Raw genomic sequence first — 15456 nt, 5'->3', positions numbered from 1 at the left:
TAGAATGTATCTTCTTGCGGCCGGTTTATGCCTGGATGCCGCTTTTTCACCCAAAAGGATCTGATTTTCGATGCTGTTCAACCTGAAAAAGTTCTTTGGCGCCATGCTGATGCCGCTGCCGCTGTTGATGCTGCTGATGGGGCTGGCGCTGCTGCTGCTGTGGTTCACCCGCTGGCAAAAAAGCGGTAAGACGATTTTCACGCTGAGCTGGCTGTTTTTACTGCTTTTCAGCCTGCAACCGGTGGCCGACCGGCTGCTGCGGCCGATTGAAGCCGAATACCAGACTTATCGCGGCAACGATCCGGTCAACTACATCGTGGTATTGGGCGGGGGCTATACCTACAATCCCGATTGGGCGCCCAGCTCAAACCTGCTCGGCAACAGTCTGCCGCGCGTGACGGAAGGCGTGCGGCTTTATCTTGCGCATCCCGGTGCCAGGATGGTGTTTACCGGCGCGTCCGCCGGACGCATGCAAAGCAACGCCGCCACGGCGGCGCTGGTGGCCGAAAGCCTGGGCGTGCCGCGCAGCGATATGGTGATCCTGGGGGAACCGCGCGATACCGAGCAAGAGGCCGCTCAGGTCGCCAAGTTGGTCGGCGAGCACCCCTTCATTCTGGTCACCTCCGCCAACCATCTGCCGCGCGCCATGCGCTTCTTCGAGGCGAAAGGCCTGCACCCGATCCCGGCGCCGGCCAACCAGTTGGCGATCGACTCGCCGCTGAATATCTGGGATCGCGCCACGCCGTCGTCAATGTTCCTCGGCCATACCGAGCGCGCCTGGTATGAAACGCTGGGCAGCCTGTGGCAATGGCTGAAAGGCGCGGACCGCGCCGGCGCCGAGTAAGGCCCGTTCAACCGGCCAGCCAGGGCAGCAGCTGTTGCGACGCATAGTCGAACGGCCGCCGCTCCAGCTTGCCGGTATGGATCAAACGCCCCACCGCTTCCCACACCACGTACAGCCAGCGCCGCGCCAGAAAAGCGTCGGCGACCGGCGCGCGCCGCAGATAGCTGAACAGCAGTTGGCTGGGCATACCCGCCTCGCACAGGCGGAAAAGATCGTATTCGCGTGGCGCCCACAGCACCACGCCGGGATTGAGCATCGCCAGCAGTTGATCGCTTTTGGGATCTTTCAGCATGCTGCGCAGCGACAGGTTGCCGTGCACCAGAACGCAAGGATCGTCGAAGCCGACGAAAAAATGGGTCAGCGCTTCGCGCGTGCGGTACAGCAAACGGCGATCCGCCATGGTCAGCTGCGGGGTGGTGAGATTGACCACCGTCGCCCACAGCACTTCGACCCGCTGTTGATACCAGCAAAACCAGTCGTTCTCCTGCGTGCTGTCAACGCTGCCGACGCTGCCGTGGCTGTCGATGCGGTGCCAGGCCAATATCCCGTCAACGATCTGCTCCATCAGCATATTCCAGCGATCCGGCGAACGCGTCGGCGCTTCAGCCGACACGCCGCGCAGGCGCTCGATCAGCAGGATTTCCTTGTACGGCGCCTGGTGGGTACACACCACGCCGTACACCGTAGGCAGGCGAATATCCCCGTCGCGCGCCAGCATTGACAGCTTGTACGCCTCCTGCTGGGCGATACCCTGACAGATAAAGCTTTTCGCCATCAGCGGGATCGCGTTGCCCTGCCGATCGTACAGCGAATACATATGCGCATAAGGCTGCTCGCTCACCCGCTCCAGCCGGCTGATGGACTCACCCAGCACAATGCTCAGTTCGGCGCGTAACTGCTCCATAAGGCATTCACCTCAGGCTAATAGGGGGGATGCGTAACATCATCGAACGGTGAGCGGAAAAATTCTTCAACGCAGATCAACAAAACGGGGATCAATAATGGAGGGTATTACATCGTCGGCGCGTTGCGCGCCGCGCCGACGAACTCAGGCTCAAGGTTGAATGCTGTCGCGCACGCGCTGGAGATCTTCCGGCGTATCGACCCCCACGCTCGGGATCGCTTTCGCGACCGCCACGTGGATTTTTTCACCGTACCACAGCACCCGCAGCTGTTCCAACAGCTCGATCTGCTCCAGTTGGCTCGGCGCCCAGCTGACGTAGCGGCGCACGAAGCCGGCGCGATAGGCGTAGATGCCGATATGACGCAGCAGGCTGTCGCCGATGCTCTCTTTCGACGCGGCGAAACGCTCGCGATCCCACGGAATGGTGGCGCGAGAGAAATAGAGCGCGTAGCCCTGCGCGTCCATCACGACCTTCACCGCGTTGGGGTTGAAAGCCTCTTCGGCGCTCTCGATCGGCACTGCCAGCGTCGCCATGCCGGCCTGGCTGCCCGCCAGGTTCTCCGCCACCTGACGCACGATCACCGGCGGGATCAGCGGTTCGTCGCCCTGCACGTTAACGATGATCTGATCGTCGGCAAAGCCGTAGTGCGCGATCACTTCCGCCAGACGCTCGGTGCCAGAATGGTGATCCGGGCTGGTCATGCACACTTCGCCGCCGGCGGCTTCCACCGCTTTGGCGACTTCAGGGTGATCGGTCGCCACGATGACGCGGCTGGCGCCGGACTCGCGGGCGCGCTCCATCACGTGCACCACCATCGGCTTGCCGTGAATATCGGCCAGCGGTTTGCCCGGCAAACGGGTTGAGGCGTAGCGGGCGGGAATAATAGCGATAAAACTCATGCGTGCTTCTCATCCAGCGACAGCGCACGCGCTTCATTTTCCAACAGCACCGGAATGCCGTCGCGCAGCGGGTAAGCCAACCCGTCCGCTTTGCACACCAGTTCCTGGTTTTCTTTATTGAAATAGAGTTTGCCATTGCATACCGGGCAGGCAACGATTTCGAGTAAACGGTGGTCCATGCATCCTCCGCTAGGGGATTGGTCATCTGGGAAAGGCAGTGAGGATAGCATAACGCCCGGCCTCAGGTTAATCACCGGCGGCGCCAACCCACCGATATTTCCTCAGCGCGCCGGCGCAACAGCTTGAACTGCGGCGCATCCCGGCGTAGAATTTTGTGATACAAATCACAAAAAGGCCGTGATACGTGATCAAACGTCTGCATAAAATCATCGCTCTGTTCGCTAACTTCAGCCACTGAGCCCCTTTGTAACGAGCGGCGCTGAACTTCGTTTTACCCCACCGACGGCGTCGCTCGTTATCCCACTTCCCAGCCGGCACCCCATTCAGCGGCCAACGCCGCCGGAATGTCGCCCAGCGCGACGCGTTGCGCGCCGTGCCATTTGGCCATACGCGCGATGGCCTGCCGAATATCTTGGGCCCGCCGTTTGCCGAAGCGCACCCGCGGCTCCACATGAAAGCTGATGATCTCGAACACCCCCTGGCGGCGGTGCGCCTTGGCGTCAATGCGCCCCACCAGTTCACCCCGATGCAGCACCGGCAAGGTGAAGTAGCCATAGCGGCGTTTTTCTTTCGGCGTATAGCACTCCAGCCGATAGTCAAAGTTGAACAGCTCGAGCGCCCGGCGGCGATCCCAAACCACCGGATCAAACGGCGACAGCAGGCTGGTGACCGTCGATTTCAGCTTGCCCTGTTCCGCCAGCGGCAGCAATTCCGTCAGTGAGCCATGCACATAGAACTGCCCTTCCAGCCCCTCTACCCGCACCGGCGAAATCTCCCCCTGATCCTGCAGCTCTGCCAGCAAAGTTTTTGGCGCCACGCGTTTCAGCCGATAGTAATCCGCCAACCATTCGGCGCGGAAAATGCCCAGATAGCGGCAGGTGCGATGCAACATTTGCCGGCGCGCCCGCTCCGCAGGCAGCGCATGACGCGCATCGTCCCAGGCCGGCAGCAGCCTTTCGGTCAGATCGTAAACCCGGTGGAAGTTGCGACGCTCGGCCACCATCAGCTTGCCGGCGGTAAACAGGATCTCCAGATGCCGTTTCTCCGGTTTCCAGTCCCACCATCCGCTGTTGCCTTTCTTCTCGGCGCTGAAATCGGCGGAGCGCACCGGCCCCTGCTGTTCGATGTGCCGCAGCAGGTTGTCCATCGCCGCCTGGTGCTGCTGCACCCAGTCGGCGGAATATTTCCAGCCCATATCATGCGGCGCCAGCATGCGATGCCGCAGCAGACCAAAATCCTCGATCGGCAGGAAACAGGCTTCGTGCGCCCAATACTCGAACAGCTTGCGGCCGGCGAGCGCCTGCTCCAGCCATTCCGGTTGATAGGCCCCCAAACGGCTGAACAGCACCAGATACGGGCTGCGGGCGACGACGCTAATGGTATCGATTTGTAACAGCCCCATGCGCTGGATCGCGTTTACGACGTCGTCGGGCCGAGCCTGGCGTTTAAGCGGAGAAAGCAGCCCCTGGGCGGCAAGGTGCAGCGCGCGAGCGGCGGTAAGGGAAATTATCGGGGTGGTCATCCTGATATCCGTGACAAGTAGGCAATGGCCTGATAATAGTGGATATCGAGGGATTTATCTTCGCCAGTGCATGCGGGTGGCGACACCGGCACTGGCGAGGAAGGTGGATGCGATCAGAACGCGATAACGTCTGCCGCGGACAGCCCATGTGAGCTGCGATAGATCGAGAACTCGACGTTCTGACCTTCGTTCAACGACTTATTTTTGGTGTTGGCGATAGCGTTGCGATTGACATAGATTTCGTCGCTGCCATCTACCGGTGAAATAAAACCATAGCCTTCGGCCTGATTAAACCATTTCACGCGACCCATTTTTAACACAGTATTTTTAAACATAACTTATATCCTTTTACTTGAGCATCCTTGACAACGTCATTTTTTATATTGTCTGGACGCTACCAGCCCATCCTAAAGTTTTTCGTAACAAACCTCTCGTGAGCAAAAAATAAAAAAACCCGCACTAAGGCGGGCTTGTTGAACTTAATATCTTCCGCATGACTCAGCGCTGACGCATCACCATGGTTGTATTAAGATCTCTTATACGCGTTCCCTGTATTCTTACAGAGCAACTACGTTGGCGGCAGCCGGCCCGCGCGGGCTGTCCTGGATGGTGTACTCGACGCGCTGGCCTTCAGCCAGGGTCTTGAAACCGTCGGTCATGATTGCGGAGAAGTGTACGAATACATCTTTGCCGCCGTCGTTCTGCTCAATGAAACCAAAACCTTTGCTTTCGTTGAACCACTTAACCTGACCAGTCTTCTTAGACATTACATTTACCTTTAAATATATTTACAAAACCTGCCATAAGAGGCAATTGGGGCCGTTTCAGAAACATTACTTATGGGAGGTACTTAGAAGGTTCGTCTTTGAAGCGGAATCGGATGATAACGTTTTTGGAGGAACTGCTTAACTCTAAACTCGAACATAAATAGGTCTGGATTACAGGCCGACTTGCATTTACTCATAAAACTGGTGAATGCACAAGAGGTTTATTGCCTTAAATTCATAAATAAGCCGAATTTATTTTTATCTCCCTGAATATGCATGACTTAATTTAATGGTCGCCGCGGCCGAACCACCGCGTCTCTCCGCTCGCCAGGGCATCTTTTGCCCGTCTGTGCGCTGCAAATGAGAGCTGACGCATAAAACTCTAATATGCTTGCCACGTCTATAACAAATCCCAAACCAGATAGCTAAACTTGAGGGGAAAACAAGGCAGACGGCTTTTTCGCCAGCACTTTTGCCGCTAAAAACACGATTTTTCAGATTATGCTGAATCAAGGAGCTATGCGCATGACCGCCCAGCAGTTCGTTTCACCTAATGAAATCCGCGCCAGATTCTCTCACGCGATGTCGGACATGTATCAAAAGGAGGTGCCGCTGTACGGCGATCTGCTGGAGCTGGTGGCGGAAACCAACCGACAGGTTCTGCGCGAAGATGCCGCACTGGCTCATCAACTGCAAATTACCGGCGAGATAGAACGCCTGGCGATGGAGCGCCACGGCGCCATCCGGGTCGGCACCGCGGACGAGCTGGCCACCCTGCGCCGCCTGTTCCGGGTGATGGGCATGGCGCCGGTCGGTTACTATGACCTGTCGGTGGCGGGCGTTCCGGTGCACTCCACCGCTTTTCGCGCCGTACACGAAGACGCGCTGCAGATCAGCCCTTTCCGCGTGTTCACCTCCCTGCTGCGCCTGGAACTGATAGAAGATCCCGCGCTGCGTGCGCTGGCCGAGCGCTTGCTGGCGCGCCGCCGCATCTTTACCGATCGCGCGCTGGAGCTGATCGCGCTGCAGGAAGCGCAAGGCGGGCTGAATGAAGTGCAGGCGCAAGAATTTGTCGAACAAGCGCTGGAAACCTTCCGCTGGCACAACCAGGCGACGGTCAGCGCCGAAGAATACCGGCAGCTGCACGATCAGCATCGCCTGATCGCCGACGTGGTGGCGTTTAAAGGGCCGCATATCAACCATCTGACACCGCGCACGCTGGATATCGATCGCGTTCAGCAGGCGATGCCCGGCCGCGGCATTACGCCCAAGGCGGTCATCGAGGGCCCGCCGCGCCGTCGTCGCGCGATCCTGCTGCGCCAAACCAGCTTCAAGGCGTTGGAAGAACGCGTCGATTTCGTTGAGCATGACGGCCGTGCCGTCGCCGGCCACCATACCGCGCGCTTCGGCGAGATCGAACAGCGCGGTGTGGCGCTGACGACGAAAGGAAGAGAACTCTACGACCGTCTGCTGCAGGCCACCAACGATGCGCTGCAAGCGCCGCCGAGCGAGAAGAATGCCGAGCGCTACTATCAACTGCTGGAGGAAAACTTCCGGGCGTTTCCGGATGATTACGCCACGCTGCGCGAGCAACAGCTGGCCTGGTTCCGCTATTTCCCGACCGAATGCGGCCTGGCGGCCAAAGAGTCGCTGGATAAGCACAGCACTCTGGAGCAACTGATCGAGAAAGAACACGTTCGCTTCCAGCCGCTGGTGTATGAAGATTTTCTGCCGGTCAGCGCCGCGGGGATTTTCCAGTCGAATCTGGGGGACAGCCGCCACGCGCAGTACAACGCCGCTTCCAGCCGGGCAGCGTTTGAACAAGCGTTGGGCAGTGAGGTGATCGACGAGCTGGCGCTATATCAGCAAACCCAGCAGCGTTCGCTGGAAGCCTGCGCGCAAGCCCTGGGGCTTGCCACGCTGACATCCTGAGGTTACTTGGTCAGCAGAGATTCGATATCCTGCAGCAGTTGCTCAGCCTGAGCGGACGGTAGCACCGCATCAACCGGCAAATACCACCAATTGGGCTGGGCAAAGGCGCGACATTTCACCGCGTCCTTCTCCGTCATCAACAGCGTTTGATCGGCAGCAACCAGCGCCGCCAGCTGCGCCTGCTGATATTCCTGATGATCGGCAAACGCCACTTCCTGCACCACCTCGACGTTCAGTTTTTCCAACGTCGCGAAGAAACGCGGCGGATGGCCGATGCCCGCCATCGCTACCACGCGCGGCAGCTCGGCCACCGGGCGACGTTCACCGCTCAGCAGGTTCACCGCATCACGCGCCTGCAGGCGCATGGCAATTTCCCCGGCCTGCGCCACGCCGCCATTGGCGACGCGCGCATTGACACTGCCAAGCCGCGCAGCACGCTCGCGCATCGGCCCGGCCGGCAACCACCAGCCGTTGCCGAAGCGACGCACGCCGTCGATGACCACCAGCTCGAAGTCACGCTGTAAAGCATAGTGCTGCAAGCCATCGTCGGTGACGATCGCATCCAGCGGCTGTTGTTGCAGCAAGGCCTGCACCGCCTCTGCTCGCTTGGGCGCAATCGCCACGGGCGCACCGGTCCGCTGATAAATCAGCACCGGCTCATCGCCCGCCTCGCGGGTCGAGGTATTCTGATTGAGCACCAGGGGATAGACCGCCGACTTACCGCCGTAACCACGCGAAACCACGCCAACGCGATAGCCCCGCTGCTGCAGGTGTTCCACCAGCCAGATCACCATCGGCGTTTTGCCGTTGCCGCCGGCGGTGAGGTTGCCCACCACCACCACCGGCACCGGCGCGCGCCAGCTTTTGCGCAGGCCACAGCGGTAGCTGAGGCGGATCAGCCAGCTGAACAGGCCATACAGCCAGGAGAGCGGCAGCAGCGCCAGATAAAGCAGCGAACCGCCGGACCAAATGCGCTCAATCATTATTGACCAAACTGCATGCGGTGCAGTTGCGCATAGGCGCCCTGCCGTTCAAGCAACTCGGCGTGCTCGCCGCGTTCGACGATGCGACCGTCCTCCACCACCAGGATCTCGTCCGCCTTCTCAATCGTCGACAGACGGTGTGCGATCACCAGCGAAGTACGGTCTTTCTGCAGCTCGTCCAGTGCGGCCTGAATGGCACGCTCGGATTCGGTATCCAGCGCAGAAGTCGCCTCATCCAGGATCAGGATCGGGCAATCGCGCAGCAAAGCACGCGCGATGGCGATGCGCTGACGTTGGCCGCCGGACAGCATCACGCCGTTTTCACCGATCACCGTATCCAGGCCGTTTTCCATCTTGTTGATGAAGTCCATCGCGTACGCCATTTCGGCCGCTTTCTCAATCTGCTCGCGGCTGTATTCGCTCTCGCGCGCATAGGCGATGTTGTTGGCGATGGTATCGTTGAACAGGTGCACGTTTTGCGAGACCAGCGCCACCTGATTACGCAGTGAGGCCAGGGTATATTCACGCAGATCGTGGCCATCCATCAGGATTTCGCCTTCCTGAATATCGTAGAAGCGCGTCAGCAGGTTGGCGATGGTGGATTTACCCGAACCCGAGCGGCCCACCAACGCCACAGTCTTGCCTTCGGCGATTTTCAGGTTGATATCACGCAGCGCCGGCGTTTCTTTAGCCGGATAGTAGAAGGTGACGTTGCGGAATTCGATGTCGCCTTTCGCGCGCTTCACTTCGCGGGTGCCGGTGTCTTTTTCCTGTTCCATATCCAAGATGGAGAACAGCGTCTGGCAGGCCGCCATCCCACGCTGGAACTGGGCATTGACGTTGGTCAGCGACTTCAGCGGACGCATCAGCGCGATCATTGACGAGAACACCACGGTAATGGTGCCGGCGGTCAGGGTTTCCATCACGCTTGGGAAGCTGGCGGCAAACAGCACGAACGCCAGGGCCAGCGAAGCGATCAGCTGAATGATCGGATCGGAAATGGAAGACGCAGAGACCAGTTTCATGCCCTGTTGACGCATGCGGTTGCTCACCGAGTTAAAGCGCTCGGTTTCCACCTGCTGGCCACCGAAGATCAGCACTTCTTTATGGCCTTTCAGCATCTGTTCGGCGCTGGTGGTCACCTGCCCCATGGTGTTCTGCATGTTCTTGCTGATGTTGCGAAAACGCTTGGACACCAGGCGAATGGCGATGGAGACGATCGGCGCCAGCACGATCAGGATCACCGACAGCTGCCAGCTGTAGTAGAACATCATGATGAACAGGCCAATGATCGAGGCCCCTTCGCGCACCACGGTCACCAGCGCGCTGGAAGAAGAAGACGCCACCTGCTCGGAATCATAGGTAATGCGCGACAGCAACGTCCCGGTGGATTGCTGATCGAAGAAGGCCACCGGCATTCTCATCATGTGGCCAAACAGGCGGCGGCGCATCTGCATCACCACCATGCCGGAAACCCAGGAAATGCAGTAGCTTGAAACAAAGCTGGTCACGCCGCGCATCAGCATCAGCGCAATCACCGCCAGCGGCATCCACACCAGCACGCTGCTGTCGGTTTTTCCAAACCCATCGTCCAATAACGGTTTAAGCAGAGACAGCATCAGCGTGTCCCCCGCTGCGTTCATAATCAACGCAATGGCGGCCACAATCAGCCCGGTCTTAAAAGGAGTGATCATCGGCCAGAGTCGACGGAACGTCTGCCAGGTCGAGAGATCTTTATCATTCATCATGCAAATACCAGCATCGGAAGAAATAGCGGCCTATTTTACTCATTATCGCCCTCTACGCCAAACCGCTGATGGTACCAACGGGGCATTAATTGTTCGCGAAAGCCTTTAATTTGCCAATCGTTGTCGAAAAAAAGCACCGACAACTGGCCGGAGCGCGTCGTATCGTGCCATGTAATGCCATTTGCCCGATATCGGGCGACCACTTTACGCGCCGGCAAACGCCATTTACCGTAACGAGATGCGGACGCCAGCGCAGCTTCGGGATTAACCGCGCGCAAAAAAGGCGGTGTTGAGGAAGTTTTGCTGCCATGGTGCCCCACCTGCAATACCGTGGCCATTAAGCGGTCGCGCCGCAATCGGAGCAGCTGCGCCTCCGCCCTCTTTTCCGCATCGCCGGTGAGCAGCAGACTGTATTTCCCGTCGTCGATACGGATCACGCAAGAGTCGTCATTAACCGGCCTTTTGAGCATTTTCGGCGGCCACAGCACCTCGAATTGCAACGACTGCCAGCGCCAACGCTCGCCGGCGATGCAGGGTAAATGCCCTTCCCCGCGTATCGGGCTGCGCACGGTAGCTTGCGGGAACGCTCGCCGCATCGTCGGGAGCCCGCCGATATGATCGAGATGAATATGGCTGATAATGATCTGCTCCAGCTCAATGCCCCGCCAGTTCAGCATCGGCAATATATGCCGTTCTGCGGCACTGCCTGTCGCCCAACGATCGCCGGTGTCGTACAGTATCCCCTTGCCGTTTTGCTCGATCACCACCGCCAGGCCGTGCCCGACATCGAGCATGTCGACTCGCCAATGGTAATCCGGTGCTTTACCTCGCCATAACACGCAGCATATGGCTATCGCTGCCAGTCCAGGCGCATAGCGCCACCACCAATGAAAGCGCCAACAGATAACGAGAAGCCATCCCGACGCGCTGGCAAGCAACGAGGCGGCCCCCAAATCCACCCAACCGCGCTGCAGATAATTTAACGGCACAAACACCCATCCCAATGTGAAATCCGCCAACCACCAAAGCCCGTAACTTAGCGAGGGGAAGATGCCGCAAATCAACGCCAGTAAAATCAACGGCACCGTCACCAATGAGACGATGGGCACCGCCCAGAGATTGGCCGGCAGCGAGGTCAACGTCAGGCCCAGAAACAGCGCGGCCTGCATCGGCACCAGCAGCAACGTCATGCCTAGCTGAATATGCAGCCAGCGCACCGGAGCCCAATACCACGCCGAACGAAATCGCTCGCCGAGCGGTGCCCACTCGAACCAAAAAATCAGGCACCCCACCGCCAGTACCGACAACCAGAAACTGTCTGACAAGACCGCCAACGGATCACAGAGCAAAATAAGCCCGATGCACCACAGCCACACTTGCCATGAAGAGCAATGCACGCCGCGCAAACGCAGCAGCATCCACAGCGTCATCGCCAACGCGGTACGCACCGCCGGCGGCTGGGCGCCCACCAACCAAACATAGATCAGCGTCGCCACCCAGCCCGCGATCAACGGAAAACGATAACCAATCAGATGGGCGGGGAGGAAAAACTGCAGAGCGCGCAGCACTGCCCAGAACAAAATGGCGACCATCGCAACATGTAACCCCGATATGGCCATCAGATGAGCGATACCGGTTTTCAACATCAGCGTGCGCAAAGCCTGTTCGAGCGCGGTTCTTTCCCCAAACGCCAACGCCAGCAACACCGCCTTGTAACGCAATTCACCAATGTTGGCTTCAGCATGGCTGATAATGCGCTGGCGCAGGCCGCAATTCCCCTCCAGCAAGCGCGCCTGCCTGACCTGAGCGGTCAACGGCTGGCACTGTGCGATCGCCCAACGTTGGCTGTCGAAGCCTCCTTCATTGAGCTTGCCATGCACCGGCCGCATGCGCAGTTTCAATTGCCAACGCTGCCCGGCACACAGCCGTTGCTCTTTCGGAGCCCATGTCGTGGTAAACGCCAGCGCAGGCGCCAGCCAATGGCCGTCGACCCGCTCGATGCGCATCAGGGTCTGCTTACTGACGGCAGGCTCCAGTGCGACGCTGCTTATCTGCACCACCGCCGTCACTTCCGGCACGCGGCTTAAGCGATCCATTTGCCCGAGCAGGCTTCCGGCGTTGAAAACTGCCCATATGAATCCCAATCCCAGGCAGGCCAAATAACGGCAGAACGGCCAACGGGTGCGCAGCAGTAAACCGGCGACCAGCAGCATCGGCCACAGCAACCATTGCTCTGGCAACTGCGGTAAAAGCAGCAGCGGCAAGATGCCGCAGATAACGGCGAATATCGCCAGATCCAGCGAAATTTTGATCGCTCTTCTCCCATCGGCTTCACCATGAGCAAAAACGCATCACGAAGAGCAAGCAGGATTATTCAAGCGACATGTCGCCGCCAGCGGGCTTTAGTGAGGATGCGGCGAGCACGGCAGGATAAGAGAGGCTTATGCAGCAGCCACACCGCAAATGCGGCGCGGTACGCAATTCACAAGCAGAGCTCGGGGAATCGCAGGCGAAAAAAAACGGCGCCTTAAAGGCACCGTTTTATATTCTTTACAAGCAACAACGCTATGGGCAGTCAGCGACTAGCCATAGATATTGGCGCGGTCACGCAACTCTTTGCCTGGTTTGAAGTGAGGAACGTACTTGCCGTCCAGCTCGACTTTGTCGCCGGTTTTCGGGTTGCGGCCTACACGCGGGGCACGGTAGTGAAGAGAAAAACTGCCGAATCCGCGGATCTCAATGCGTTCGCCCTCGGCCAGCGTTGCGGCCATGTGCTCAAGCATCTCTTTCACTGCATCCTCAACGGCCTTCGCCGGAATATGAGATTGCTGGCCAGCAAGTCTTTCAATAAGTTCAGACTTGGTCATAGTACCTCCAAGCTTTGCAGCTAAACTACCGTATCGGGGCGGTCAGAGACCGCCCCCCGTCATTACTCGCCTTTAGCCGCTTTGAAAGCTTCAGCCATTGCGTTAGAGAAGTTGCCTTCTTCCTGTTTGTTGTTAACAGTTGCGATGGCGTCTTTCTCGTCAGCTTCGTCCTTAGCACGTACGGACAGGCTTACAACGCGGTTCTTACGGTCAACGCCGGTGAATTTGGCTTCAACTTCGTCACCTACGTTCAGAACCAGAGTTGCATCTTCAATGCGGTCGCGAGAGGCTTCAGATGCACGCAGGTAACCTTCTACGCCGCCTGCCAATTCAACTGTAGCACCTTTGGCGTCAACTGCAGTGACTTTACCAGTAACAATAGCACCTTTCTTGTTCATAGACAGGTAGTTATTGAACGGGTCTTCAGCCAGCTGCTTCACGCCCAGGGAGATACGCTCGCGCTCTGCGTCAACTTGCAGAACAACCGCTGCGATTTCGTCGCCTTTCTTGTATTCACGAACTGCTTCTTCGCCTGCAACGTTCCAGGAGATGTCAGACAGGTGAACCAGGCCGTCGATGCCGCCGTCCAGGCCGATGAAGATACCGAAGTCAGTGATAGACTTGATTTTACCTTCAACGCGGTCGCCCTTGTTGTGGGTTTCTGCGAACTGCTGCCATGGGTTGGATTTGCACTGCTTCAGGCCCAGGGAGATACGACGACGTTCTTCATCGATGTCCAGAACCATCACTTCCACTACGTCGCCCACGTTAACAACTTTGGACGGATGGATGTTTTTGTTGGTCCAATCCATTTCAGAAACGTGTACCAGACCTTCAACGCCTTCTTCGATTTCTACGAAGCAGCCGTAATCAGTCAGGTTGGTTACACGACCAGTCAGCTTGGTGCCTTCTGGGTAACGTTTCGCGATAGCAACCCATGGATCTTCGCCCAGCTGTTTCAGGCCCAGGGATACACGAGTACGCTCGCGGTCGAACTTCAGCACTTTAACAGTGATTTCATCGCCAACGTTGACGATTTCGCTTGGGTGCTTAACGCGTTTCCAAGCCATGTCAGTGATGTGCAGCAGGCCGTCTACGCCGCCCAGATCAACGAATGCACCGTAGTCAGTGAGGTTCTTAACGATACCTTTAACTTCCATGCCTTCCTGCAGGTTTTCCAGCAGTTGATCGCGCTCAGCGCTGTTCTCGGATTCGATAACCGCACGGCGAGAAACGACAACGTTGTTGCGCTTCTGATCCAGCTTGATGACTTTGAACTCAAGCTCTTTGCCTTCCAGGTGCAGAGTGTCACGTACCGGACGCACGTCAACCAGGGAACCTGGCAGGAACGCGCGGATGCCGTTCAGCTCGACGGTGAAGCCACCCTTCACTTTGCCGTTGATAACACCGGTTACAGTCTCAGCTTCTTCGTAAGCTTTTTCCAGCGTGATCCAAGCTTCGTGACGCTTAGCTTTCTCACGGGACAGCAGGGTTTCACCGAAGCCGTCTTCAACAGCATCCAGAGCAACGTCAACTTCGTCACCAACCTGGATTTCCAGCTCGCCCTGGGCGTTTTTGAATTGCTCAGCCGGGATGGCAGACTCAGATTTCAGACCGGCGTCAACCAGCACGATATCTTTGTCGATAGCAACAACGACGCCACGAACGATGGAACCCGGGCGGGTTTCGATTTCTTTTAAGGATTCTTCAAAGAGTTGAGCGAAAGATTCAGTCATGTTGTTAATCTTCAGGGTTCTTTAGTTTAACGTCCATTTAGCGTCCCGCCGAATGGGGTTGTTTCACATACCCCGCCATTGGCTCCATGCCGACAGGGTTTAAGGTTACAGGGGTAAAATTTTACCCGATATATTGCGATACCGCTATGACAAATATGACAAAAAGCCAATAGCGCCGCCGCGCTTATTGCTGCGGCAACGCCAACACTTTCTGTGCATACGTCAACGCCTGCCGGATCACTTCTTCGATCGACATGCTGGTAGAATCCAGCACGAGGGCGTCAGAAGCAGGCACCAGAGGCGCGATAGGCCGATTACGGTCACGGTCGTCCCGTTCCTTTATCTCGGCTAAAAGACGTTCAAAGTTAACATTAAAGCCCTTCTCCTGCAACTGCAGCATGCGGCGGTGCGCGCGCTCCTCCGAGCTGGCGTCGAGGAAAATCTTGACCGGTGCGTCCGGGAACACCACCGTGCCCATGTCGCGGCCATCGGCAATCAGGCCGGGCGCCTCGCGGAATGCGCGCTGGCGGCGCAACAGCGCCTCGCGCACGCGCGGAAACGCCGCCGCTTGCGACGCGGTGTTGCCGACGGTTTCGGTGCGGATCTCATTGCTGACGTCCTCACCTTCCAAAATCACCTGCAGCTTGCCGTCCTGGGCAACGAAGCGAACATCGAGATGTGCGGCCAGCGGAACCAGCGCTTCCTCAGAAGTGATATCCACCTGATGATGCAACGCCGCCAGCGCCAGCACGCGATAGATCGCGCCGGAATCCAGCAAACGCCAACCAAGGGACTCGGCCAACGCTTTACACAGCGTGCCTTTGCCTGCGCCACTTGGTCCATCAACGGTTATCACCGGGGCTGTAGCCGTCATTTCTCTCTCCTTCAGGTAGAAAACCTCACAGAGACACGGTGCGCTTCGGCTCAAGGCCCGCGCGCCGTACTCTCTGTCACCTGCCCAATCAGGGGCAAATACGGTGGCGTATTATACGCTGCCCTACGGCGATCTGTTACCCTGGAACTGTCCGGTTGTTGAAAATAAGCGCACAACCGCGAAAAAGTATAGAAGAAAT

Annotated in this window: 14 protein-coding genes; 2 read left to right on the top strand and 12 right to left on the bottom strand. The window is 57.9% G+C overall.

Annotated elements, in window-relative coordinates; translation table 11 throughout:
- Positions 1-70 precede the first annotated feature (70 nt).
- Positions 71-844 carry an envelope biogenesis factor ElyC gene (elyC, locus tag SSARUM_RS08365; RefSeq protein WP_060429833.1) on the top strand — a complete coding sequence of 258 codons (774 nt, stop codon included), beginning with the start codon at positions 71-73 and terminating at the stop codon, positions 842-844.
- Positions 845-851: 7 nt separating this feature from the next.
- On the opposite strand, the gene SSARUM_RS08360 is transcribed toward elyC, so the two are convergent.
- The 6 genes from SSARUM_RS08360 to cspE all read right to left on the bottom strand — a co-directional run bounded on the left by SSARUM_RS08360 (position 852) and on the right by cspE (position 5117).
- A complete protein-coding gene (locus SSARUM_RS08360; protein ID WP_033654240.1) occupies positions 852-1748 on the bottom strand; it encodes a YcbJ family phosphotransferase in 897 nt (298 codons plus the stop codon).
- Between the two features lie 150 nt (positions 1749-1898).
- Positions 1899-2648 (bottom strand): 3-deoxy-manno-octulosonate cytidylyltransferase, encoded by a 750-nt coding sequence (gene kdsB / locus SSARUM_RS08355; RefSeq protein WP_004928235.1) that lies wholly within the window; start codon positions 2646-2648, stop codon positions 1899-1901.
- Positions 2645-2827, bottom strand: coding sequence for a Trm112 family protein (locus SSARUM_RS08350; RefSeq protein WP_004928237.1), 183 nt, complete (start codon positions 2825-2827; stop codon positions 2645-2647). Before SSARUM_RS08350 ends, kdsB begins: the two co-directional genes overlap by 4 nt.
- Before the next feature lie 296 nt (positions 2828-3123).
- Complete coding sequence (locus SSARUM_RS08345; protein WP_048321413.1) at positions 3124-4350, bottom strand: winged helix-turn-helix domain-containing protein; 1227 nt, start codon at positions 4348-4350, stop codon at positions 3124-3126.
- A gap of 113 nt (positions 4351-4463) precedes the next feature.
- Positions 4464-4685, bottom strand: coding sequence for a cold-shock protein (locus tag SSARUM_RS08340; RefSeq protein WP_004928241.1), 222 nt, complete (start codon positions 4683-4685; stop codon positions 4464-4466).
- 222 nt (positions 4686-4907) lie between these two features.
- Entirely contained in the window at positions 4908-5117 is a 210-nt protein-coding gene (gene cspE, locus SSARUM_RS08335; RefSeq protein WP_019454537.1) for a transcription antiterminator/RNA stability regulator CspE, read from the bottom strand.
- 525 nt (positions 5118-5642) lie between these two features.
- On the opposite strand from cspE, the gene hglS reads away from it, so the two are divergent.
- The gene (gene hglS, locus SSARUM_RS08330; protein ID WP_039566697.1) at positions 5643-7049 is read left to right on the top strand and encodes a 2-oxoadipate dioxygenase/decarboxylase HglS; all 1407 of its coding nucleotides are present in this window, start codon (positions 5643-5645) and stop codon (positions 7047-7049) included.
- A 2-nt stretch (positions 7050-7051) separates the two neighbouring features.
- Here the strand turns inward: hglS and lpxK are convergent, their stop codons facing one another.
- The 6 genes from lpxK to cmk form a co-directional block, all read right to left on the bottom strand.
- The gene (gene lpxK / locus SSARUM_RS08325) at positions 7052-8032 is read right to left on the bottom strand and encodes a tetraacyldisaccharide 4'-kinase (RefSeq protein WP_039566698.1); all 981 of its coding nucleotides are present in this window, start codon (positions 8030-8032) and stop codon (positions 7052-7054) included.
- Complete coding sequence (gene msbA, locus SSARUM_RS08320; protein ID WP_021504329.1) at positions 8032-9780, bottom strand: lipid A ABC transporter ATP-binding protein/permease MsbA; 1749 nt, start codon at positions 9778-9780, stop codon at positions 8032-8034. Before msbA ends, lpxK begins: the two co-directional genes overlap by 1 nt.
- 35 nt (positions 9781-9815) lie before the next feature.
- Positions 9816-12044, bottom strand: a complete 2229-nt coding sequence (locus SSARUM_RS08315) for a ComEC family protein (RefSeq protein ID WP_230118402.1) — start codon at positions 12042-12044, stop codon at positions 9816-9818.
- Positions 12045-12362: 318 nt separating this feature from the next.
- A complete protein-coding gene (ihfB, locus tag SSARUM_RS08310) occupies positions 12363-12647 on the bottom strand; it encodes an integration host factor subunit beta (protein ID WP_004928264.1) in 285 nt (94 codons plus the stop codon).
- 62 nt (positions 12648-12709) lie between these two features.
- On the bottom strand, positions 12710-14383 hold the full coding sequence (gene rpsA / locus SSARUM_RS08305) for a 30S ribosomal protein S1 (protein ID WP_004928267.1): 1674 nt from the start codon (positions 14381-14383) through the stop codon (positions 12710-12712).
- A gap of 184 nt (positions 14384-14567) precedes the next feature.
- Positions 14568-15257 carry a (d)CMP kinase gene (gene cmk / locus SSARUM_RS08300; RefSeq protein ID WP_004928270.1) on the bottom strand — a complete coding sequence of 230 codons (690 nt, stop codon included), beginning with the start codon at positions 15255-15257 and terminating at the stop codon, positions 14568-14570.
- Positions 15258-15456: the final 199 nt, after the last annotated feature.

The sequence above is a fragment of the Serratia sarumanii genome (genome assembly GCF_029962605.1).
Taxonomy (GTDB): domain Bacteria; phylum Pseudomonadota; class Gammaproteobacteria; order Enterobacterales; family Enterobacteriaceae; genus Serratia; species Serratia sarumanii.
Note: the sequence above shows the minus strand (reverse complement) of the source record. Positions and strands in the feature narration are given on the sequence as shown.